Source organism: Bowdeniella massiliensis, assembly GCF_023634005.1.
GTDB lineage: Bacteria > Actinomycetota > Actinomycetes > Actinomycetales > Actinomycetaceae > Bowdeniella > Bowdeniella massiliensis.
In genome coordinates, this window is record NZ_JALIQR010000010.1 from 103,655 (window position 1) to 125,038 (window position 21,384).

General features: G+C 61.4%; 21 protein-coding genes and 2 pseudogenes. 10 read left to right on the plus strand and 13 right to left on the minus strand.

Annotation, left to right across the window (positions count from 1 at the left end; all coding sequences use genetic code 11):
- Window positions 1-52: 52 nt before the first annotated feature.
- Genes MUN85_RS08420 through MUN85_RS08430 form a run of 3 tightly spaced genes read left to right on the plus strand, consistent with a single transcriptional unit; the run spans window position 53 to window position 4,160 of the window.
- On the plus strand, window positions 53-808 hold the full coding sequence (locus tag MUN85_RS08420; RefSeq protein WP_250506301.1) for a LamB/YcsF family protein: 756 nt from the start codon (window positions 53-55) through the stop codon (window positions 806-808).
- Complete coding sequence (locus MUN85_RS08425) at window positions 805-2,409, plus strand: 5-oxoprolinase subunit B/C family protein (protein WP_250506302.1); 1,605 nt, start codon at window positions 805-807, stop codon at window positions 2,407-2,409. Before MUN85_RS08420 ends, MUN85_RS08425 begins: the two co-directional genes overlap by 4 nt.
- On the plus strand, window positions 2,406-4,160 hold the full coding sequence (locus MUN85_RS08430; protein ID WP_250506303.1) for an acetyl/propionyl/methylcrotonyl-CoA carboxylase subunit alpha: 1,755 nt from the start codon (window positions 2,406-2,408) through the stop codon (window positions 4,158-4,160). The genes MUN85_RS08425 and MUN85_RS08430 overlap by 4 nt, the downstream gene beginning before the upstream one ends.
- Here the strand turns inward: MUN85_RS08430 and MUN85_RS08435 are convergent.
- The 3 genes from MUN85_RS08435 to MUN85_RS08445 all read right to left on the minus strand — a co-directional run bounded on the left by MUN85_RS08435 (window position 4,150) and on the right by MUN85_RS08445 (window position 6,950).
- Complete coding sequence (locus MUN85_RS08435) at window positions 4,150-4,953, minus strand: putative hydro-lyase (protein ID WP_250506304.1); 804 nt, start codon at window positions 4,951-4,953, stop codon at window positions 4,150-4,152. The genes MUN85_RS08430 and MUN85_RS08435 overlap by 11 nt on opposite strands.
- A 6-nt stretch (window positions 4,954-4,959) precedes the next feature.
- On the minus strand, window positions 4,960-6,222 hold the full coding sequence (locus MUN85_RS08440) for an NRAMP family divalent metal transporter (protein WP_250506305.1): 1,263 nt from the start codon (window positions 6,220-6,222) through the stop codon (window positions 4,960-4,962).
- 113 nt (window positions 6,223-6,335) lie between these two features.
- Window positions 6,336-6,950, minus strand: coding sequence for a rhomboid family intramembrane serine protease (locus MUN85_RS08445; protein WP_250506306.1), 615 nt, complete (start codon window positions 6,948-6,950; stop codon window positions 6,336-6,338).
- Window positions 6,951-6,996: 46 nt separating this feature from the next.
- On the opposite strand from MUN85_RS08445, the gene MUN85_RS08450 reads away from it, so the two are divergent.
- Both MUN85_RS08450 and MUN85_RS08455 read left to right on the plus strand, forming a co-directional pair.
- Complete coding sequence (locus MUN85_RS08450; protein WP_250506307.1) at window positions 6,997-7,563, plus strand: NADPH-dependent FMN reductase; 567 nt, start codon at window positions 6,997-6,999, stop codon at window positions 7,561-7,563.
- A 1-nt stretch (window position 7,564) separates the two neighbouring features.
- Window positions 7,565-8,272: a PIG-L deacetylase family protein gene (locus MUN85_RS08455; protein WP_250506308.1), complete on the plus strand. Its 708-nt coding sequence runs from the start codon at window positions 7,565-7,567 to the stop codon at window positions 8,270-8,272.
- On the opposite strand, the gene MUN85_RS08460 is transcribed toward MUN85_RS08455, so the two are convergent.
- Window positions 8,273-9,175 carry an SDR family oxidoreductase gene (locus MUN85_RS08460; RefSeq protein ID WP_250506309.1) on the minus strand — a complete coding sequence of 301 codons (903 nt, stop codon included), beginning with the start codon at window positions 9,173-9,175 and terminating at the stop codon, window positions 8,273-8,275.
- A 65-nt stretch (window positions 9,176-9,240) separates the two neighbouring features.
- A complete protein-coding gene (locus MUN85_RS08465) occupies window positions 9,241-10,236 on the minus strand; it encodes an asparaginase (RefSeq protein WP_250506310.1) in 996 nt (331 codons plus the stop codon).
- A 91-nt stretch (window positions 10,237-10,327) separates the two neighbouring features.
- Between MUN85_RS08465 and MUN85_RS08470 the strand changes: the two genes are divergently transcribed.
- Window positions 10,328-10,957, plus strand: coding sequence for a hypothetical protein (locus MUN85_RS08470; RefSeq protein WP_092565123.1), 630 nt, complete (start codon window positions 10,328-10,330; stop codon window positions 10,955-10,957).
- Here MUN85_RS08470 and MUN85_RS08475 read toward each other — a convergent pair.
- The 4 genes and pseudogenes from MUN85_RS08475 to MUN85_RS08490 form a co-directional block, all read right to left on the minus strand.
- Window positions 10,954-11,616, minus strand: coding sequence for a LutC/YkgG family protein (locus MUN85_RS08475; protein WP_250506311.1), 663 nt, complete (start codon window positions 11,614-11,616; stop codon window positions 10,954-10,956). The two genes, MUN85_RS08470 and MUN85_RS08475, sit on opposite strands and share 4 nt — an antisense overlap.
- Window positions 11,613-13,085 carry a LutB/LldF family L-lactate oxidation iron-sulfur protein gene (locus MUN85_RS08480; RefSeq protein WP_250506312.1) on the minus strand — a complete coding sequence of 491 codons (1,473 nt, stop codon included), beginning with the start codon at window positions 13,083-13,085 and terminating at the stop codon, window positions 11,613-11,615. Before MUN85_RS08480 ends, MUN85_RS08475 begins: the two co-directional genes overlap by 4 nt.
- A gap of 2 nt (window positions 13,086-13,087) precedes the next feature.
- Window positions 13,088-13,843 (minus strand): (Fe-S)-binding protein, encoded by a 756-nt coding sequence (locus tag MUN85_RS08485; protein WP_284501045.1) that lies wholly within the window; start codon window positions 13,841-13,843, stop codon window positions 13,088-13,090.
- Between the two features lie 10 nt (window positions 13,844-13,853).
- Window positions 13,854-15,512 (minus strand): annotated as a pseudogene (locus MUN85_RS08490) (L-lactate permease).
- Window positions 15,513-15,591: 79 nt separating this feature from the next.
- Between MUN85_RS08490 and MUN85_RS08495 the strand changes: the two are divergent.
- Window positions 15,592-16,332, plus strand: a complete 741-nt coding sequence (locus tag MUN85_RS08495) for a FadR/GntR family transcriptional regulator (protein WP_250506313.1) — start codon at window positions 15,592-15,594, stop codon at window positions 16,330-16,332.
- Here the strand turns inward: MUN85_RS08495 and MUN85_RS08500 are convergent.
- Complete coding sequence (locus MUN85_RS08500) at window positions 16,274-16,513, minus strand: hypothetical protein (protein WP_250506314.1); 240 nt, start codon at window positions 16,511-16,513, stop codon at window positions 16,274-16,276. The two genes, MUN85_RS08495 and MUN85_RS08500, sit on opposite strands and share 59 nt — an antisense overlap.
- A 192-nt stretch (window positions 16,514-16,705) precedes the next feature.
- Window positions 16,706-17,446, minus strand: coding sequence for a DUF1801 domain-containing protein (locus tag MUN85_RS08505; RefSeq protein ID WP_250506315.1), 741 nt, complete (start codon window positions 17,444-17,446; stop codon window positions 16,706-16,708).
- A gap of 67 nt (window positions 17,447-17,513) precedes the next feature.
- On the opposite strand from MUN85_RS08505, the gene MUN85_RS08510 reads away from it, so the two are divergent.
- Entirely contained in the window at window positions 17,514-19,007 is a 1,494-nt protein-coding gene (locus MUN85_RS08510; RefSeq protein ID WP_431603554.1) for a DUF1846 domain-containing protein, read from the plus strand.
- Between the two features lie 2 nt (window positions 19,008-19,009).
- Complete coding sequence (locus MUN85_RS08515) at window positions 19,010-19,204, plus strand: hypothetical protein (protein ID WP_092565135.1); 195 nt, start codon at window positions 19,010-19,012, stop codon at window positions 19,202-19,204.
- Between the two features lie 4 nt (window positions 19,205-19,208).
- Here MUN85_RS08515 and MUN85_RS08520 read toward each other — a convergent pair whose 3' ends face one another.
- Window positions 19,209-19,628: a CBS domain-containing protein gene (locus tag MUN85_RS08520; RefSeq protein ID WP_250506317.1), complete on the minus strand. Its 420-nt coding sequence runs from the start codon at window positions 19,626-19,628 to the stop codon at window positions 19,209-19,211.
- Between the two features lie 100 nt (window positions 19,629-19,728).
- Window positions 19,729-20,382 carry a GntR family transcriptional regulator gene (locus MUN85_RS08525; protein WP_250506318.1) on the minus strand — a complete coding sequence of 218 codons (654 nt, stop codon included), beginning with the start codon at window positions 20,380-20,382 and terminating at the stop codon, window positions 19,729-19,731.
- A gap of 588 nt (window positions 20,383-20,970) precedes the next feature.
- Between MUN85_RS08525 and MUN85_RS13055 the strand changes: the two are divergent.
- A pseudogene (locus tag MUN85_RS13055) lies at window positions 20,971-21,180 on the plus strand (dihydrofolate reductase family protein); the annotation flags it as partial.
- Window positions 21,181-21,384: the final 204 nt, after the last annotated feature.

Below are 21,384 nucleotides of genomic sequence, written 5' to 3' on the forward strand. Positions count from 1 at the left end.
TCATCCGACTACTATGGAGTGACCGCGTGACGGCACGAAGGAGACGAGATTTATGCACGTCGATCTGAACTCTGATTCGGGAGAGTCCTTCAGCAACTGGCAGATGGGCGACGACGCCACCATGATGCAGATCGTGACCTCGGCGAACATCGCCTGCGGTTTCCACGCCGGAGATGCCTCAGTGATGTCGACGACGGTTGGCCTCGCGGCAGAAAACAACGTCGCGATTGGCGCCCACGTGTCCTACCAAGACCTGGCCAATTTTGGCCGCGTCTTCCACGATGTTGCCCCGAGCGATCTGACGAGCCTCGTTCTTTATCAACTTGGCGCTCTGCAGGCCCTTGGTGCGCCGCGCGGCGCGAAGATCCGCTACGTCAAGCCGCACGGTGCGCTGTACAACACGATCGTGACCCACGAGGCTCATGCCCGCGCGGTCGTTGACGCGCTGGTGGAATTTGATGATGAGCTCCCCATCTTATGCCTGCCCAACTCCGTGATTTACCGAGAGGCTGAGCGGGCGGGACTGCGGCCCGTGGTGGAAGCATTCGCGGACCGTGCCTATACCCCTGAGGGCACACTCGTCTCGCGTCGCGAGGCCGATGCCGTCATCACGGATCCGCAGGTCGCGGCCGAACGCATGGTGCGTCTCGCCACCGAAGGTGTCCTGGAAGCAATCGATGGCAGCGATATCAGTCTCCAAGCGGAATCGATCTGCGTCCATGGGGACACCCCCAGCGCCGTTAACCTCGCCCGTACGGTGCGGGAGGCGCTGTCCAACGCCGGTGTTGAGGTGCAGGCGTTCGTATGAACCGCACGATTCGCCCCTGCGGAGATCTCGCATTCCTCGTCGAACTCGACTCACTTGACGACGTCGTGGCGCTGCACCATGCCCTCACATCGACCAAGCCTGCCGGTTTAGTCGAATGCCTCGCGGCGGCTTCAACCGTCCTCGTTCGAGCCGTCTCGCCGGTCGCGGCGCTAGAACTCGCCAGGTATGTCCGAGGCCTCGATGTCCACGATCGGATTGAGCGCGATTCAAAGGAAATCGTCATCGATGTGCGTTACGACGGCGAGGATCTCGATGACGTTGCAAAGTTGTTAGGGATGAGCCGCGAGGCGGTCATCGAGGCGCATACCAGCCAGGCCTGGACTGCCGCTTTTGGCGGGTTTTCGCCAGGCTTTGTCTATTGCATTGGCGAGAACGACTCGCTCAACGTTCCCCGCCGGGACTCGCCGCGAACGTCGGTACCTGCTGGGTCGGTCGGATTGGCGGGACATTTTTCGGCCGTCTATCCCCGCTCCACTCCCGGTGGCTGGCAACTCATTGGCCGCTCGAGCGCACCCATGTGGGACGCGAGCGCCGATCAGCCCGCACTCGTCGCCCCCGGCAACATCGTCCGATACCGAGCTGTAAACGAACTCGTCGAGATCTCCACGACGTCCCCCTCAATGCCCACGGGAATCGAGCACGGACTCCGGATCAAATCAACCGGAATCCAGTCTCTCTTGCAGGATCAGGGCCGCCCAGGCTTCGCGGACCTCGGTGTCTCCGAATCGGGAGCCATGGACCTGCGTAGCGCTCGCCGAGCTAACCTGCTCGTGGGTAACCCGGTTGGATATGCCGTCATCGAGTCCCTCATGGGTGGCTTATCGGTGACGGCAATCGGTGACCAGGTCGTCGGCGTCGCGGGAGCCGATGTCGATATCACGGTCACGGGAGCTCCCCTGGGCGGCGATGTTCCCGACTACACACCGCCGATCAACCGCCCATTTGCGCTCCTTGATGGCCAGAGCCTGACCCTGGGCTCCCCCAAGCGCGGGATGCGTTCCTATCTCGCGGTTCGCGGCGGATTCGATGTTCCGACGGTGCTTGACTCGGCTTCCGCTGACCTGTTGTCCCAGGAAGGTCCCGCCCCACTCGCGCCCGGTGTGGAACTCCCGGTGGTGAGCGCTGCGTGGCCCAGTTTTGTATCCGACCCTAAGCATGCCCCGGCGCTACCGAGAGACGTGGTCTCGGCCTCCATCATTCTTGGCCCGCGCGATGACTGGTTCGATTCGGACCAGATCGACCTGCTGCTCTCTCAGGAGTGGACGATCACGGAGACATCGAACCGGATCGGACTGCGCCTGGATGGCATGCCGCTCAAGAGCCGGGATATGGGCGAGCTCCCCTCCGAAGGGACTGTGGCGGGCGCGATCCAGATCCCCCATCAAGGAAAACCCGTGCTCTTCATGCGCGACCATCCGGTGACGGGCGGCTACCCAGTTATCGGAGTCGTCAACCATCACGACCTTGATGTCCTAGCGCAAATGCCCCCGGGATCTAAGATCCGATTCCGCCTCTACCACCAACCCTCCGTCGCCGACGACGCCATCGGTGCGCGGGCACCGGAAGGAAACGAGTCATGAAGAAGGTCCTCATTGCTAACCGTGGCGAAATCGCGGTCCGCATCGCCCACACGTGCGCGGAAGCGGGTATCGCGTCCGTTGCGATCTTTGCCGACCCGGATGCCGAGGCCCTGCACGTGCGGGTCGCCGACGAAGCGTATTCGCTGGAGGGCGAAGAAGTAGCGGACACCTACCTAAACGTCGAGAAGATCCTGGATATCGCGCGCCGCAGCGGCGCCGACGCGCTACACCCCGGATACGGTTTCCTGGCCGAACGCGCCGATGTTGCCCAGGCCGTCATCGATGCGGGCCTAATCTGGATTGGCCCGGAGCCCCAAACGATTGAGCTGCTTGGAGACAAGGTCGCCGCCAGAAAGATCGCCGAAAAGGTTGGCGCTCCCCTCGTCAAAGGTAGCGATGGCAATGTGCCCGATTCTCGCAAGGCCCGTGAGGTCACCGAAGAGCTTGGGCTACCGATCGCCATCAAGGCTGCTTATGGTGGTGGCGGGCGCGGCATGCGCGTCGTTCACCGCCTGCAGGACGTGGAGGAGGCATTCGAGTCGGCAGTACGCGAATCCGAGGCGGCCTTTGGTCGCGGTGAGTGCTACCTCGAACAGTTCCTCGAAAAGCCCCGCCACGTCGAGGCCCAGGTTATCGCCGACAAGCATGGCAATGTCTTTGTGCTTGGCACCCGCGACTGCTCCTTGCAACGCCGTAACCAAAAACTTGTGGAGGAAGCACCCGCACCATTCCTCACGGCTGAACAAAACGACCTCATCGTCAATTCGGCGCGCGACATATGCCGCGAAGCCGGCTACGTCGGCGTCGGAACGGTGGAGTACCTCCTCGGCGCGTCGGGCACGATCTCCTTCCTTGAGGTCAATACCCGCATCCAGGTTGAGCACACGGTCACCGAGGAAGTCACCGGTCTCGACATGGTCCTCGCCCAGCTGCAGATCGCGGCCGGCGAACGGGTGCCCCTGGACGGCGATGTGCAGCCGACGGGACACGCCTTCCAATTCCGGATCAATGCCGAAGACGTCGGCCGTGGGTTCCTGCCCGCCACGGGCACGATCGACGTGTTCGACCCACCGACCGGCCCAGGTATTCGGATCGATACCGGAGTGCACACTGACTCGGTGATCTCCGGGCGCTATGACTCGATGCTCGCCAAGGTGATCATCTCCGGAATCTCGCGCAAGCACGCCATCCGGCGAGCGCGCCGAGCGCTCAAAGAGCTGCGGATCCGAGGAATTACGACGGTCTTGCCGTTCCATCGCGCAATCTTGGAAGAGGAGGCGTTCGTCTCCGATGAGGGGCTCGGCGTGTACACCACGTGGATCGAGCAAGAGTTCTCCGACCGCATCAAGGACGATCCCGACTTCCGGCAGGCGGTTCCGAGTCAGGAACGCGTGCGCATGATGATCGAGATCGACGGCAAGAACGCGAAGCTCGGTGTTCCCGCGGCCTTCATGCGGGCTTTGGTCGCTGGCGGCGACGGGGGCGCCCTCGATGCGCTCGACGGCTCGGTGTCGGGACAGGAGCCGGGTGATCAAGCCGAACTCCGCTCCCCTATGGCCGGCACCGTCCTCAAGGTCGTCGCGAGCGAAGGACAGGACCTCGAAGAGGGAGATCCCGTCGTGGTCTTGGAGGCCATGAAAACGGAAACGCCAATCCACGCCCACCGTGCCGGAACCCTCGAAGAACTCGCAGTCAGCACCGGTGACAGAGTCGCGCTCGACGACGTCCTCGCCCGAATCGTTACGGAATGAGGTAGTCCGAGTCCTTGGCGTCCGTAATCAGCATGTAGCCGGGGCCGTGGCCGAAGGCTAGACCGGGCGCCGATTCCATCACCGCCGCCTGGGGCGTGACGCCGCACGCCCAAAACACCGGGATGCTCCCGTCGGGAATGTCGACCGGAGAACCAAAATCGGGCCTGGCCAAGTCGGTTATCCCGATCATCGCCGGCTCCCCCACGTGCACCGGAGCACCATGCACCGCGGGATAACGCGAGGTAATCCGCACGGCATCGGAGATGCGATCGGCAGCGATTGGGCGCATCGAGACCACCAGCGGTCCCGAGATCCGGCCCGCAGTCTCACAGCGGATCGACGTTCGATACATCGAGACGTTCGTGCCCTGATCGATGTGAGGGATTCGGATCCCGGCCTCCATCAAAGGCGCTTCAAACGTGAAGGAGCAACCCAGGATGAAGGTCACGAGATCATCGCGCCAATACGGCGTGAGGTCCGTGACCGTATCGACGAGCTTGCCACGTTCGTAGACGGTATAGGCCGGAAGATCGGTGCGGATATCGCCGCCAGCAAGCAGCGGTCCCGAGGTCTCCCCCGCATCCAGGACCCCAAGAATGGGGCACGGCTTCGGGTTGCGCTGGGCGAACAGCAAGAAGTCGAAGGCAATATCCTTCGGCACGATCATGAGGTTTGCTTGCGCATAACCTGCGCACCACCCCGTCGTGGGCACGGTGAGTCCCTGCCGGAACAGTGACCGTGCCGCCCGCGGGTGAAGGTCCCGTGCCTCCTCAAGCGGCGGTGCCGTGACCATGGGGCCTTATCCTCCGCTCCACAGCTGGGCGAGGCCGCCAAGCGACTGCCAGCCAAGGAAGATCGTCAGCAGCCACGTCACGACCCCGATCACCAGGAGCCAGGCGGGATACACATAGCCGTTGAGCAGGTCGCGCCGGCGCCACGCCACCCACAAAATGAGTGCGAAACCAACGGGCAGGATGAGTCCATTGACGGCACCGGCCACGATAAGAATCGTCGTCGGAGCTTGGCCCAGCAGGAGGAAGACGATCGTGGAAAACACGATGAAGCACACCGTCACGATGTTCCGCGTCCAGACCGAGGCACCTTGTTTGGTCATGAAGGACACCGAAGTAAAGGCCGCGCCGACCACCGAGGTAATGGCCGCGCCCCACAGGATGACGCCGAAAATCCTCATTCCGATCTCGCCAGCGGCAGCGCCGAAGGCGGCCGCGGCCTGATTCTCCACGCCCTCGAGGTTCACACCCGATGTCACGACACCAAGGATTGCGAGGAACAACAAGAATCGCATGACCCCCGTAACGAGGATCGAAATCACCGATGAACGAGAGATCCGTCGAACGTTGTCCGGACCGACAATTCCCGTGTCGACCATGCGGTGCGCGCCCGAGTACGTGATGTAACCACCCACGGTGCCGCCGATAAGGGTCGTGATAACGATGAACTCGAACTTGTCGGGGATGACAGCCTGCTTCAGGGCCTCGCCGTACGGCGGAGCGGATACGACCGTCACGTAGATCATCAGGGCGATCATGACGAATCCCAGGATCACGACGATGGAGTCGAGCGCCTTACCGGCAGCCTTCCACAAGAACACGCCAATGGCTAGCGCCGCGGTGATGACGCCACCAATCTTGGGATCGAGGCCGAGCATGGCGTTCAGTCCGAGTCCGCCGCCGGCGACGTTGCCGATGTTGAAGACGAGCCCACCGAGGGCCACCATGGCGCCGATGCCCCATCCCAATCCGGGAAGGACGAGGTTGCCGAGGGTGTTGGATCGTTTGCCGGAGACGCCGATCACTCGCCACACATTGAGCTGCACAGCGATGTCAACGATGATCGAGATCGTGATGGCGGCCGCGAAAGCGGCCCCCATCCGGATCGTGAAGTTGGTTGTCTGGGTGATAAACCCGGGGCCAATGGCCGACGTGGCCATCAGGAAGATGGCACCGATCAAGGTGCCCGACGCGGTTGCCGAGGGGGCTTTGGCAGCGCGCGTTTCCGTGGAATCGGGACCGATCGGCCCGGCAGGATCTGTGGTCGACATGGTGATCTCTTTCGTCGAGGGATCTAGCGCATCACAATGCGAGGGTGGTCACACTCTAGCCGAGCTCCGCAACGCTTATGCCGCCCTGGGCCGATCTTGACCCAATCGTGACGTTAGGGCTGCATGGCTCGCGCTTCTCGCCGTTCGGTAATGATGGCGACGAGACCACCACCGAGAGCCCCAAACAGGTGGGCCTGCCAACTCATGTTGCCCTGCGGGATGAAACCCGCAAAGAAGGTCGTGCCCCACCACATGAAAAAGACGGCAAGAGACACGATCCGAACAGCCTTGTGGCGCCTATGCTGTTCGACGAACGCAGCGACCAGGATGTAGCCGAAGTACCCGAAGATTACGCCGGACATTCCGACGGTGACACTGCCCGGAGCACTGAGCATGATGACACCAATGCCGGAGACGATTGCGGCGGTGATCGTGACGGCCCAGAATCTCTTGGGGCCTTCTACCGCTGTCATGATGCCGAGCCAGATCATGGCGATGGTGTTGTTGATCAGGTGCATGATGCCGCCGTGCAGGAACGGCGCCGTCACGATGGACCAGAGTCGATCCCAGCCGCCGGCCGGAATCCCAAAGTCCCGCCAAACCTCGGGGCCAACAACCACCTGGATCACGTAACACAGCCACATCATCAGGATCATCACAAGGGGCGGCGCAAGGCGCACCGCCCACGAACGCTGCTGCCGGTCACGAAACTCCGGGTTGGAAATCACGTCACTATTGTGCCCAGATTACCCATGATCGCGATAGATTGGTGACATGACAAAGAAAATTCTTCTGGTGATTGCCTCGACGCGCCCCAGCCGTGTTGGCGGTCACTACGCTTCCTGGTTTGCTGATCGAGTTCGCAGCGATGACCGGTTCGAGGTCGAGATCGCGGACCTGCGCGAGATGAACCTGCCGATGATGAACGAAGAACGCCACCCGCGCTTTGGCGACTACCGCCTGGAGCACACCAAGGCTTGGGCAGCGACGGTGCGAAGCGCAGATGCCGTCGTCTTCGTCATGCCGGAATACAACTACGCATTTACGGCTCCGCTGAAGAACGCGATCGACTATCTCTTTGCCGAATGGAACGCCAAGCCTATTGGCTTCGTGTCCTATGGCGGCGCCTCGGGTGGCCTGCGAGCCGTCAACTCCCTCGCCCCGGTGATGTTCGCTTTGAACATGAAGCCCGTTCACCCCCTGGTCGCCGTGCCGTTCGCGCAGCAGTACGTGAAGGGCGGCACGCTTGAGCTGCCGGATTCCTTTGGCGAGACCGCCGACGGCCTCCTGGACGCACTCGATAAGGCGATCAGCCCGGTCGAAGACCACAGCCAGGCCTGACATGTCGACTCATTCAGCTCTCGTCATCGTCGCCCACCCCGACGACGCCGATTTTGGCGCCGCCGGAACCCTAGCGACGTGGGCGGATGATGGCTGGGATATCACGCTCGTCTGCGTTACCCGAGGGGATGCCGGCGGCGTCGATGCGGTAGAACGGGACACCATGCCGCGGATCCGCGAAGCCGAGCAGCGGGCGGCCGCCGACATCGTGGGTGTCTCCCGCGTACTGTTCTTGGAAGGCTACCGCGACGGACACGTCGAGCCCTCCCGCGATCTGCAACGCGACCTCGTGCGCATCATCCGGCAGGTCCAGCCCGACCGGGTTCTGCTCCAGTCACCGGAGCGCTGGTACGACTTCCTGCACGCTTCCCACCCCGATCACCTTGCTGCGGGCGAGGCGGCGATGCGCGCGATCTATCCGGCAGCGGAAAACCCCCATGCCTTCCCCGAACTGCTGGAAGAAGGCCTCACCCGCTTCGTCGTCCCGGAAATCTGGCTCATGGCACACCCGAGCGCAAACGAATACGTCGACATCACAGACACCTTCGAGCGCAAAATTGCCGCTCTGAAGGCTCACGAGTCCCAGACTGGGCACCTCGGTGACCGCCTGGAAGCAAATCTGCGCCAGGGTGGCGTGCGCATGGCCACCGAGGCAGGTTTGCCCGATGGCCATGTCGCGGAGCGGTTCTATCGCATCAAGATGCTCTAGCTACGGGGATACCTGTCCCCCGTTGGCGTTCAGCGTCTCACCCACCACGTAGCTCGATTCCGGCGAGGTCAAAAAGACGTAGCACGGCGCCATCTCCGTAGGCTGACCGGCGCGTCCGAGCGGAGTGTTCTTGCCGAACTCGGGGAGCTTGTCCTTCGGCTGACCATCGGATACCTGCAGCGGCGTCCACACCGGGCCCGGGGCTACCGCGTTGACGCGGATGCCCTTCGGCGCCAGGGACTGGGACAGCCCCTTCGTGAAGTTATTAATGGCAGCCTTCGTCGAGGCGTAATCGATGAGGTGGTCCGAGGGCGAGTACGCCTGGATGGACGTCGAGTTCACGATGGTCGATCCCGGGGAGAGATGCGGGAGCGCCGCCTGACAGATCCGGAACATCGCGATGATGTTGACGTCGAAGGTCTCCACCACCTGTTCGTCGCTCAGATCCTCGAAGTTCTCGACCGAAATCTGCTTACCCGCGTTGTTGACGAGGGCATCGAGTCCACCCAGGCCCTCGACGGCTTCGGCCACGAGCTTCTCGCATGCGTCCTTCGTCGAGAGGTCTTCGGCGATGAGCACGCAGGTGCGGCCCTCGGCTTCGATGATGCTCTTCACGTGCTGGGCGTCTTCTTCTTCGGCCGGCAGGTAACCGATCGCGACGTCGGCACCTTCGCGCGCGAAGGCGATCGCGACGGCGGCACCGATTCCGGAGTCACCGCCGGTGATAAGGGCTTTGCGGCCCTTGAGGCGGCCAGTGCCACGGTAGGTTTCTTCGCCGCGGTCGGCCTTGGGTTTGAGTTCGGCGTCGAGGCCGGGTTCTTCTTGGTGTTGCTTCGGCGGGGAAATCTCCGCGAAGCGCGTTACGGGGTTTTGGAAGGTCAGCTGGTCATGCGCGGTAGCCATGCCTCCAGGCAATCACGCTGCGCGATCTCGCGCGCGTTCGCCACAAGGAGTCCGGCGTGGGCGCTTTAGCCGCGCCGTAAAAACTCACCTCTCATCTGGTCTCTACTCCTGCCCGCGCGCACCAGCACATGCGTGAGCAGGCGCGCCTTGCGCGGGCTGAGGCTGCCGGCCCCGATGAGTCCGCGCGAGAGCAGATCGGTTTCACTGCCGGGGTATCCGTAGGTCCCTTCGAGCGTCCGCCCGGCACCCGTCTTGGTCGCGAAGATCACGGGTAGCCCGCCAGCCACGAGATACTCGCAGTGGTCGGCTGCGGCCGGCGACATGTGGCCAACCCCCGAGGCTGCCACGATGAGCGCGTCGATCCCCGTCGCCGCCAACGCCGGCAGATAGCTGCCACCCTCGGCGAGCCCCACTTCAACGATCGGAATCGAAACGTCCGAAGGTGGCGGAACTGGCAGCGGATCGAGCCGCTTGGCCGGATGCAGCATGACGGTTACGTGTCCTTCGGCAACTCGCGCAATGGGTCCCCAGTCGGGCGAACGGAAGGTAGACAGCGACGTCGAATGGGACTTCGTGACGGCTCGGGCCAGGTGGATTTCGTCGTTGAAGGCAACAAGGACGCCGCAGCCACGAAGGTCGGGGCTGATCGCCGCGCGGATGGCAGCGATGAGGTTGGCGGGCCCGTCGGCGCTGGGCTGACTCGGCGAGCGCATCGCCCCGGTGATCACGAGTGGTTCGGGCTGGTCCCACAGGAGGTCGAGGAGGAAGGCCGTTTCTTCTAGCGTGTCTGTGCCGTGGGTCAGGACGATTCCGCGAGCGCCATCGGCGATGGCCGCACGCGCAAAACTAAGCGCGGCAAGGACCTCTGTCATCGTCATGGCCGGCGAGGCGAGGTTGCTGAGTGAGGTGGCGCGAATATTGGCGATATCGGCGAGCCCTGGAACCGCTGCGATGAGATCTGCCGCCGACATCTGCGGAGTAACTGCCTCGCTCGTGTCCGATGGTGTCATGGCGATGGTGCCACCGAGAGCTCCGAGCGCCACACTGGGCCGATGCGACATGTCGGCCTCCTTCCGTCTCCAATCTTTATAGCCCACGTGGCTCAGGGAGACGAACCCGCTGCGCGTTCTCACGCTCGGTAAGCTAGGTGACATGTCGAGCTCTCGGACGCAGGATCCCCGGATCAACGCGCTGCTTGCTCTCGTCGATTCGATCATGGCCCAGCGTAATCTTCCGATCGTGCCCGTACCGTTTGCGATGCAGGGCGATCCGGCTCGAGAACACATCATTGCGGCGTCGAATTTTCAGCTCTCCGCATTTGTTCCTGGCTCAGACGGCAGCTACGACAAAAGCCGCGGCCTGTTCCTCGCGACCGGAAAGATTGGGCTGCTCATCAGCGCGGGCATCATGGCAGGACAGGCGGCGCGTAATGCTCGCCGGCGCCGCGCCGCCGAGGCTGCTATGACTCCCCGGTGGGTGGCGGGCGAATCCGGAGCGCTGTGCGTCTCCCAGCTCGGGTTCTATTTGGTAACGAGCAGTGGGATCCACTTTTGGGGCTGGGGTGCGCTCGACTATGTCTCGATTACGGCAGCAGAAGAAATCGAGCTTCTGGGTCGCGCCGAGGCAGGGGCCGTACGCTGGCGCCTGCGATCCGAGGTCGCCGAACTCGTGTTCTTCCTGTGGGCGATCGTTCGAGCGCCTCACCATCCGCAGCTCACCGGCGAGCAGTGGCACATCGCGGCCGGCCGCGATTTTCATCGCGACCTGCCCGCGAGCGATTAGTCAGTTTCCGCTACGAGGATGACGTACAGGTTGCGAGGTCCGTGTACACCCTCGACACGGGAGAGTTCGATATCGCTCGTGGCACTGGGGCCGCTAATCCAGGTCAGCGGCTGGCCACTGGTCACGGCGGGTTTGACGCGAGCGACGGCTTCGGCGACGCCCGAAACGACCTGGCTTGCCCGTACGACGCACACGTGACGGTCAGGCACCAAGGTCAGCGCTCTTCGCCCTTGGTCGGGGCCGTGGTCCATGATGATGGTTCCCGTATCCGCGATGCCGACCGCTGCGGCGGTGATGACGCCCGCAATATCGTTGAGGCGCTCGGGGCTCAGCGGCTCATCCTCCGTCACGAGCCGGACCTCGGGTGGTAACTGCGAGAGCCAGCCGCGTTCGAGTCCGGGAGGGACGAGCATCGAATCCGCCCCCAGATCAGCAATGGCGCTAGCCACGCGGTTTGGCAGGTCTTTCGGGGTGCATCGCACGACCGTTGCACGATATTCCGCAACCCGTTCGGCGAACACGTCGAGCAGCTCGCCGTCAAGCTCGACAGCCTCTGCATAGCTCCAGTCGATCGGCGCATTCACCTCGGGATCGCCGTCGTGAATGTCGGCAAGTGCGCTGTGCACTCGGGCCAGGATCTCCTCACGTGCGGTGCTCACTTGTCTTTCTCCTCCTGCCACCACTGCCGGAAGGACTGTTCGGGCGGCAGTGGCACATCCCGAGCGTTCGTCCACTTAGAGATGGGCCACGGCAACGCGCCAATGTGGTCGGTGAACCGGCCGAGCGCCTTGCCGCTGAGGCCCGAGGCTCGTTGCGCGGCCTCCAGCCGGGCGTGATCTGCCATGACCCAGGAGCCAGCTTTCATCATGGCTGCCTCGGCGCTAGGCGTGCCTCGCTTGGAATCAACCACCTTGCCGCGCAGGTGCACGAGCAGGTCGGCGATCGGGATCTTCACCGGGCACACGTCGTTGCAGGCGCCGCACAGGGAGGAGGCAAACGGTAGCGACTTATCCACCGCTGACTCGGTGCCCCGCAGCTGCGGGTTGAGGATCGCGCCGATCGGGCCGGGATAGACCGAACCGTAGGCGTGCCCGCCCACTTTTTCGAAGACCGGGCAGATATTCAAGCAAGCCGAGCAGCGAATGCACCGCAGTGCTTCTCGGCCGGCGGGATCGGCCAGCGCGTTGGTCCGTCCGTTATCGAGCAGAACGACGTGGACGTTTGTCGGTCCATCGCCCTCGCTCACCCCTGACCACACAGAGGTGTAGGGGTTCATTCGTTCTGCCGTCGAGCTTCGCGGCAGCAACTGCATGAAGACTTCGACGTCGTCGAACGTCGGCAGAACCTTCTCGATACCCACCACCGAGATGAGGGTTTCGGGCAGCGTCAGGCACATTCGGCCGTTGCCTTCCGATTCCACGACGACCAGCGAGCCAGTCTCCGCGATCGCGAAGTTGGCACCGGAAATCCCTACCGATGCCCGCATGAACTTGTCCCGCAGATGTGTCCTCGCGGCTCCCGCCAGATCGGCCGGGTCATCGCTCAGATCCGGAGGCGCGGGAGTTCCGTACTGCCCCATCTCCTCAAGGAATATCTCGCGTACTTCGCTTCGGTTACGGTGGATCGCCGGCACGAGAATGTGGCTGGGGCGGTCGTGACCAAGCTGCACGATGAGTTCGGCGAGATCAGTTTCCCAGGCGGCGATGTCTGCCTCCTCGAGCGCTTCGTTAAGCTCGATTTCCTGGGTCGCCATCGATTTCACCTTGACGACCTCTTGGGCTTGGGCAGCCTTGACGAGGTCGGTGACGATCGCGTTGGCTTCCGCGGCATCGCGCGCCCAATGAACGGTCGCACCGTTACGAGTGAGGGACTCTTCCAGTTGCATCAGGTACGTATCGAGGTTTCGCAGCACCCGGTTCTTGATCGCTTCGCCCGCTGCGCGCAGCTCTTGCCAGTTCGGCACTTCGGCGACGGCGTTCGCCCGCTTGACGCGGATCGTGTGTGTGGCGTGATAGAGGTTTTTGCGTTGTTGGACGTTACCGATTTCTGCCTTGGCTGCTGCAGGAAAACGGGGCGAGTCCGTGAGGTCGCCCTTGGGTGGCGCTGGGGTGAGCCGATGCTCCGTCATGGTCACGCATCTCCTTCGGTGTGGGCCAGGATTTCAGCGAGATGAATGGGCTTGATTCCGGCCTTCGTCCGATCAAGTACTCCCGAAATGTTCATCAGGCACGAGTTGTCGCCGGCCACGAGATACTCGGCGCCGGTAGCCGCGACGTTTCGCGCTTTATCGGCTGCCATGGCGGTCGACACATCAGGGTTCTTTACCGAGAAGGTCCCGCCAAACCCGCAGCACCGGTCCGCATCGGGCAGGTCAACCAAGCTCAGCCCACGGACCGCCTTCAGCAGCTGATAGGGCCGATCTCCGACCTTCGTGATTCGCAGCGAGTGGCACGTCGGATGGTAGGTGACGCGATGCGGGAAGTAGGCGCCCACATCGCTGACACCGAGGACGTCGATCAGGAACTCGGGAAAGTCGTAGCTCTTATTCGCGATCTGATCGATCCTGTCGACGACGCGCTCCGATATCTCCCCTCGCTCCAGTAGGCGCCGGGCGAGCATCGGATGTTGGTGGCGAATCGCGCCGATGCAGGAACCCGAGGGGCCGACGACGTAGTCGTATTTCTCAAATGCCCGTAGATAGGTCTGCACCGAAGTTGTGGCCTCATCGAAATAACCGGTATTTGTGAAGATCTGCCCACAGCACGTTTGTTCCCGCGGAAAGTCAACATCACAGCCAAGGCGACGCAGGACTTTGACGACAGCCTTTGGTGTCGAGGGAAACATCGTGTCATTGATGCAGGTGGCGAACAGAGCGACGGTAGTCAACGCAAATCTCCTAGGGCAGCATCCACGACAGGATGGGGGTTGATTGCAAGCCTACGAGTAGGCACAGCACAATGAGCAGGCCAACGGACCAACCGACGACCTTTCGAAGAATGTCAGACTCTCGACCAACCAGGCCGACGGCAGTCGCCGCGATCGCGAGGTTTTGAGGACTGATGAGCTTTCCGACGACGCCACCGGAGGTGTTTCCGGCGACGAGAAGCGTCGGATCGATATTGGCATTGATGGCAGCGGTTTGTTGCAACGTGGCAAACAGTGCGTTAGCGCTGGTATCTGATCCGGTCACCGCGGTACCAATCCAGCCAAGGATGGGAGAAAGGAAGGCAAAGGCCGCCCCCGTCCCAGCAATCCAGGTACCGATGGCATGGGTTTGCCCCGAGAAGTTCATGACGTAGGCGAGCGCCAGGACCGAACCAATGGTCATGAAGGTAAACCGAAGTCGGCCAAGCACCTCGATGAATGTCCGGGCGGCTTGCTTCGCCGATACCCGTTACACGAGGGCGACAATGACTCCCGTCAGGATCAAGATCGTGCCAGGAGATGACAGCCAGGACAGGGTATAGACCGTTGAGGTCGATACCTCGCCCGCAGCAGTCAAGACTCGGCCATCGAGGCCCGGCCACCCGAAGGTGAGGTCGGTTGCGGTCAATGCCGACGTGACAGGCCGCACGAGCTTGGCGATGCCAAAGACCACGACGACGAGGATGTAGGGCACGAGCGCCATCGCAATCCGCTGGGCAGTGAGTTCGCGGCGGGCGGTCGGCGCGATAGCCTGGCCGCCGGCTTCTTGCCGCAACCGCTCTTGCGCCTCCTTGGTTCCTCTCGGACGCCAAACTTGCAGGAAAGCGACACATGCGGCCAGCGCCAGCAATGAGGCGATGACATCGGTGAGCTCGACGGAGATGTAATTCGCCGAAATCCATTTGCCGAGCGCGAAGGACACACCCACGACGAGGGCTACGGGCCAGACGTCGCGCAGTCCGCGCACCCCATCGGTCACGAGCAGCAGGATGAGCGGGATGAACCATGCAAGTGACGCGGTCTGGGCAGCCACATACCCGCCGATTTCGTGGTAGTCGATGCCGGTGAGGTTTCCGGCCGTGATGATCGGAATGGCGACGGCGCCAAACGCGACGGGCGCCGTATTAGCGATGAGTACCGTGACCGCGGCCCGCATCGGACGGTAGCCGACGGCGACCAGCATGACTCCCGTGATGGCGACCGGTGCACCGAAACCAGCAAGCGCTTCGAGCAGTCCACCAAAACAAAAGGCAATAAGGATCGCGAGAATCCGAGGATCATCGCTCACCAGGCCAAAAGTCGCCCGCAGGTCTTCAAATCTGCCGGACACAACAGTCAGCTCATAGAGCCAGACCGCTGCGAGAACGATGTAGGTAATGGGAAAGATTCCGAAGGCCGCGCCCTGGGTGGCGCTGAGCAATGCGAGGGATGCGGGCATCTTGAATGCCGCGACCGCCACGATCAGGGCAACGGCCAGCGATGCGAGGCCCGCCAGGTGAGCTTTCCACCGCAGAATACCGAGCGTGACGAACATCGTCACGAGGGGCAAGAGCGCCACGAGGGCGGAAACCGCGAGGCTGCCCAAAGGGGCTATGTCGGGCTGGAACGTCATCGTCACTCCGGTGTTCATGGCCACTACTAGATATGGTTAGACCATACATGTATGGCCTAATCATACAAAATTGGCGCAACCGGACATAATTGGTCTCATGCAGGCGAGTGTCGATACGGTGCTGCGTTACATCGAAGACGAAATCACGAGCGGCCGCATGGTCGCCGGGGACCAAGTCATGCCCGAACGCGAACTGGCCTCCCACCTGGGGGTCTCGCGTACCGCGGTGCGCGAAGCCATCAGAGTTTTCCAAGCACAGGGCATCATGACCTCGGGGGTCGGTCGCGGTCCTGCGAGTGGAACGAGGATCTCGCCCTCTCCTGCCGATGCCCTGGCTACGCTGGTCCGACTCCACGTCGAACTCGGCGGTTTTGATCTGTCTTCGATCATGGAAACGCGAATCGCACTAGAGACATCAAGTGCGAACCTTGCGGCCGATCGCGCCACTGACGAGCAGCTGACGGAAGTTGCCGCACTGGCGAGGGAGATGGCTCGGCCAGACCTTGATCTCGACGGATTCAACGAACTCGACACGGAATTCCATATCGCGATCGCGCATATGAGCGGCAATGAGCTGGTGACTGACCTTACCCACGCCGTGCGTGTCTCGGTGGCGGCCCCCATTTATCGCGCCTCGCGCGAGTTGGAGGACTGGGAAGCGTTTCGTCGCCGGCTAGCCTCGGAGCATCAGGCGCTAGTCGATGCCCTGCGTTCGCGCGATGCGAAGCGCGCTGCCGGGATTGCGGAACACCACATCCGCACCGCCTACTCGGAGCTTTTTACTTCTGCGGAAACGACTTCCAAAACGCTCGCCACACCTCGACATCAGCAGCGCTAGCAAGTTTGTCGTGATTGACCGCCAGGGTCGATTTATCGCCGGCAGGTTTGGTCTGGATATTGACACTGACCTTGGAGCCATCGTCCAGGTCGCAGCGCCAGTAACGCCACTTCTCGGTGGAGCTGACGCGCGGCTCCCCCACGATCACGGTGCCCGCAAAGTCTTCGCGCCCGGCGGTCATCGTCTACGAAGGTGACCGCGCATGACTGCGCCCACCACTGCGGCCTGCTCGATTCGCCTTCAGCCTCAATGGCGGCGAGCGCCACGCGGGCGATCTCAGTGTGAGAAGCATCGGAATGCGGCGTTAAGATTGCCAGCCACCGGTCCCAGGAGATTCCCGAGCCCGTTTCGCAGGCTTTGATTTTCCGGTCGTTCACGTCAGCTCCTGCACAACCTTGGTGATGAGATCCACGGGCAGCTCACCATCGAGTTCGAACCATAGACTGCCCTCGCCTCGGATATGCGGAGCAAGTTCTTTGCGCAGCTCGTCATCGTGCGGCACCGGATAGATTCCCACGTGGTCTTTGAATCCAGAGATGAACACGAGGGCCCGCTTCTTCGGGTCCGCCTTGTAGCCAACGATGCCGTAGCTCAGCACCTCATGAAGGTCTGGCACGATCGAGCGTACGAGCGAGCGCAGCGCCAGAAACTGCTCGCGCGCATTGGCCGGCACTTGAGCTATGTATTCCTCAACGGTTCGGGGCTTGGCGCTCGCGTTGGCGATCGTCCACGACTTCTTCACCATCGCTTCCAACGCCGCAGCGTCGATGTCGGCGAGCTTGTTGACGTAGAGGCAGGACACCGAGCTTCGGTGCTTACCGAGCTCTTTCAGTTCGGTGCCGTAGTGTTCGAAGCCTTCCGAAAAATAGATCGTAATGGCGCTCTTTCGCGGACTGAACGAGAGTTGGGGCATATCGCCTTCACGACCGGAGTCGTATCGATAGTGCTGGCTACCGAACCCGATGATGGATGGCCCCCACATCACTGGCTCCTTACCCGAGATCGTCTTCATCATGGTGATGAGCTCTGCTGATTCTGCTTGGCAACGCTCAGGGACCGTATGAAGAAACTCCGCGACGGAGACCTCCGTCGGCTTCGTTTTGTTCTCTGCCATGGCGTGAGTCTAGTGTGCTGGCCACACCCCACCACAGATGCGGCGATCTACTAGACTCTCATTCGTGCTGCCCCACGCCATTGGTTTCGATCGCGAACGATACATCTCTCTCCAGTCGCAACAAATTGATGCCCGACGCCAGCAAATCGGCGGCAAGCTCTACCTGGAGATGGGTGGCAAACTCTTCGATGACATGCATGCCTCCCGCGTCCTGCCAGGCTTCACGCCCGACAATAAGATAGCGATGCTCCAGACCCTCGTCGACGAGATCGAGATCGTCGTGGTCGTCAACGCTAAGGATCTGGAACGCCAGAAGGTTCGTGCGGATCTCGGAATTCCGTACGAAGATGACGCCCTGCGGCTCGTCGATATTTTCCGCGAACGAGGTTTCCTCGTCGACAATATTGTTTTGACCCAGCTGGATGAAGCCAACGCCGCTGCGAGGTCTTTCAAAAACCGCCTGGAGCGGCTCGGGCTGAAAGTTAGTCGCCACCGCACAATCAAGGGCTATCCGGCCGATACGCGAACCGTTGTCTCGAAGAACGGTTTTGGACGAAACGAGTACATCCAAACAACTCGTGACCTTGTCATCGTGACGGCGCCGGGGCCGGGGTCGGGAAAGCTTGCGACGTGTCTGTCGCAGATCTATCACGATCACGAGCGCGGCATCCAATCGGGCTATGCCAAGTTCGAGACCTTCCCGATCTGGAACCTGCCCATCGATCATCCGGTGAATCTCGCTTACGAGGCGGCAACAGCAGACCTCGATGATGTCAGCCTGATCGACCCATTCCATCTCGCCGCCTACGGCATCCAAGCCGTGAGCTATAACCGCGACGCCGAAGTCTTTCCGCTCCTCAAAGTCCTGCTCGATGAGATTGCGGGCGGCTGCCCATACCAGTCGCCCACCGACATGGGCGTCAACATGGTCGGCTCGTGCATCTCCGATGACGAGGTATGTCGCGAAGCCGGCCGGCAAGAGATCATCCGGCGCTACTACAAGGCGCTCGTCGAAGAACGCCGAGATGAACTCGATCCCACGATCTCGCAACGGATTTCGTTGCTCATGGGCAAACTCGGCATCACGCCCCATGACCGAGCGGTCGTGCGCCCCGCGCTTGAGGTTGCCAAGCGCACGAAAGGTCCGGCCTCCGCGATTGAGCTCGCCGATGGACAGATCGTCACCGGAAAGACGACTCCCCTGCTCGGCTGCAGTGCGGCAATGCTGCTGAATGCATTAAAGGTACTCGCAGGTATTGACGATGAGGTTCAGCTTCTCGCGCCGGCGTCGATTGCTCCGATCCAAACGCTGAAAACTGAGCACCTGGGGAGCCGGAATCCAAGACTTCACACAGACGAGGTCCTCATTGCCCTGTCGGTCTCGGCGGATTCTTCGGAGTACGCCAGGCAAGCGCTAGCCCAGTTGAAAAAGTTGCGCGGTTGCGAGGTCCATACGACCACGATCCTCGGCTCGGTTGACGAGAGCATCTTCCGAAATCTCGGTATTAACGTCACGAGTGAGCCTCAGTACCAAGTCAAGACCCTCTACCGAAAGCGGTGACCGTGGAGTTCCTTAAAGCCCAGAGCCACACGCTATTTGTCTATGACCGCCTGGAGAACCGGGCGGTAGTCCAGCAGGACTTCGGCGTCAACGATGCCGATGCCTATGACGCCCTTGATACCGCGCAGGAGCATTACGAAGACACCTCACGCTACGGTGTCTTCCTGCTCGGACAGCGGGCGCAAACCCGCTATTAGCAGCTTAGCCGTGAACGAAGCCGTGCAGGTGATCGCGCTCGGCTTCCAAGTCATCGAGCCGCGACTTCACGACATCGCCGATCGAGACAATCGCGACAAGTGTGTCCCCATCCATGACGGGAAGATGACGGATTCGCCGCTCGGTCATCTTTGACGCGAGCGTCTGAATCTCATCGCTGTACACACACGTCTCGAGATCACTCGTCATGATCTGGGAAATCTGGCCATCCACCGATCCCGTTTCAGCAATGCGTTGCACAACGTCACGCTCGGAGACGATTCCCACGACCTGATCGTTGTCGACAACGACGACCGCTCCGATTGAGTGCTTGCTGAGGGTTGACAGCAGCTGCGAAATGGTCGAGTCCGAGGTCAGGGTCACGACATCCGTGCCCTTCTTCTTCACGATATCTTCTACACGCATGTGTCGAAGGTAACACGAAATTGACGCGGCGACGAGGTCTGGGGAGTGCAGACCCCGTCTCTTAGGTCAGCGCCACGTGAGATGCCAGGGACGTTACTGGTTAGTGACCTTGGCCGCTCTGGTGGTGCAACACGGCCTTCTCGCTGACCATCGCATGGTGGGCGATCGCGTCGGCCAGCCGGTCAGAATTACCAGAACGGGCGGCTCGCACGATCTCTCGGTGGACATCGAGGAACTGCTGCGGGTCATCGTGCTGCGTCACGATCCACACCAGACGCGTTTCGATCCGTTCGACGATTTCTTGCAGTATCGAGGAGCCGCAGTGCTTGCGAGCAAGCGCATGGAATTCCGCGTTGAATCCAATCGCGTCCCCGGTGTTGCCGGCATCGATCGCATCCTGGGTGCGACTGAACAGATCCTCAATCTCTGCAAGCGCGTCTTGGGTCATCGCGCTTGCGAGTCGGCTAAACAGAATCTGGTCTAGCGCCGCTGAGACACTGATGAGGTCGTTAAGTTCCTCAGTGGAAGTCTCGCGGACGAAAAAACCGCGCCGCGGTCGCCGTTCGATCAGGCCACTCGTCGCCAATTCCTGCAGTGCTTCACGAACGGGCACACGCGAAACGCCGAATTCTTCAGCAAGCGCGGCCTCGCCGAGTCTCTGACCAGGTGCGAATGTCTGGTCTAAGACCCGTTTTTTGACTTCTGTCGCCACCATTTGCGCAAGGGTTTGATGTGCAACTCCCGGAATTACCATGCCTCAAGGGTACAGAGACGAATTGGTTTTGGGCATCCGTGTCGACAACGCATGGATCACAAAAACGGTTAGTGTGATCTGCTTGGAATTCACGTCACCTTGCGTCATGCCGACCCGTCCAATGAGGACCCTCCATCCCCACCAAAACAGCGCCAGAAAAATAAAACTGACTATAGATATGAAAAAGAGTAGAGCATCTTTTTTCTACCGGATCGGCGCTGTGAGCGCGGCTGCATCGGAGATTGCTGCCCGCTGGCACTGAGCGTGACCGCATCGCCCCCGGCCCCTGCACCTCGATCCCGCAGCAGGGAAGGCGGGGAGAGTCACAATTTAATGTATTCCGCGAAAGCGTTGCCCTCAGCATGCTGAGATCCTTAGATTGGACAGCCTCAGACACTGCCGTCACGGGAGAAGATCGTGCCGAGGCTGCTGCGCTACGCAATTAACCTCACCCTTGACGGTTGCTGTGACCACGAGGCAGGGGTTACTACGGACGAGGAATTAATGGAGCCTCGGTGACGTGGAATGTGCAGCTCTTGCGAGGCGATGTCGAACAAGCAGTCCGCGACCTGAAGGAAACAAACGGGCGGCCTCCTCATCGTGGGTGGCGCGAGACTCCCCCAATCCCTCGCGAAATGGGGCTTGGTTGATGAGTTCGTGATCCACCCGATCGTCGCGGGCCATGGACCGAGATTGCTGACCGGTTTACCTAACCAGCTCCGTCTCGAGCTCCTCAGGCGTCCTACCTTTGCCTCCGGCGCCGTCGCTGCGCTCTACCGACCGGCGACAACGCTCTAGAGGATAGAAAAAACCCGGAATCGCGAGCGATTCCGGGAGAAAGTCAGCTAAAGTGACTTACATTGTGGAGCTAAGGGTGTGCAGTGTCAGAACATAGTTGACACCAATCTGCGCGGGCCTGGCCGGTGATACTTGACAGCTGTCTCGCGACATCCTTGACAGCCACAGCACACTGACACATGACAGATGTCTCGCGACATCGTT

Bases quoted from the DNA above. Each gene is read 5' to 3' on its own strand.
- MUN85_RS08465 (WP_250506310.1), bottom strand. From the start codon at position 10,236: ATGTCGCATCGGCCCAGTGTGGCGCTCGGAGCTCTCGGTGGCACCATC.
- MUN85_RS08505 (WP_250506315.1), bottom strand. From the start codon at position 17,446: ATGGCAGAGAACAAAACGAAGCCGACGGAGGTCTCCGTCGCGGAGTTT.
- MUN85_RS08430 (WP_250506303.1), top strand. From the start codon at position 2,406: ATGAAGAAGGTCCTCATTGCTAACCGTGGCGAAATCGCGGTCCGCATC.
- MUN85_RS08435 (WP_250506304.1), bottom strand. From the start codon at position 4,953: ATGGTCACGGCACCGCCGCTTGAGGAGGCACGGGACCTTCACCCGCGG.
- MUN85_RS08440 (WP_250506305.1), bottom strand. From the start codon at position 6,222: ATGTCGACCACAGATCCTGCCGGGCCGATCGGTCCCGATTCCACGGAA.
- MUN85_RS08495 (WP_250506313.1), top strand. From the start codon at position 15,592: ATGCAGGCGAGTGTCGATACGGTGCTGCGTTACATCGAAGACGAAATC.
- MUN85_RS08455 (WP_250506308.1), top strand. From the start codon at position 7,565: ATGTCGACTCATTCAGCTCTCGTCATCGTCGCCCACCCCGACGACGCC.
- MUN85_RS08460 (WP_250506309.1), bottom strand. From the start codon at position 9,175: ATGGCTACCGCGCATGACCAGCTGACCTTCCAAAACCCCGTAACGCGC.
- MUN85_RS08450 (WP_250506307.1), top strand. From the start codon at position 6,997: ATGACAAAGAAAATTCTTCTGGTGATTGCCTCGACGCGCCCCAGCCGT.
- MUN85_RS08470 (WP_092565123.1), top strand. From the start codon at position 10,328: ATGTCGAGCTCTCGGACGCAGGATCCCCGGATCAACGCGCTGCTTGCT.
- MUN85_RS08500 (WP_250506314.1), bottom strand. From the start codon at position 16,513: ATGACCGCCGGGCGCGAAGACTTTGCGGGCACCGTGATCGTGGGGGAG.
- MUN85_RS08480 (WP_250506312.1), bottom strand. From the start codon at position 13,085: ATGACGGAGCATCGGCTCACCCCAGCGCCACCCAAGGGCGACCTCACG.
- MUN85_RS08420 (WP_250506301.1), top strand. From the start codon at position 53: ATGCACGTCGATCTGAACTCTGATTCGGGAGAGTCCTTCAGCAACTGG.
- MUN85_RS08520 (WP_250506317.1), bottom strand. From the start codon at position 19,628: ATGCGTGTAGAAGATATCGTGAAGAAGAAGGGCACGGATGTCGTGACC.
- MUN85_RS08525 (WP_250506318.1), bottom strand. From the start codon at position 20,382: ATGGTAATTCCGGGAGTTGCACATCAAACCCTTGCGCAAATGGTGGCG.
- MUN85_RS08425 (WP_250506302.1), top strand. From the start codon at position 805: ATGAACCGCACGATTCGCCCCTGCGGAGATCTCGCATTCCTCGTCGAA.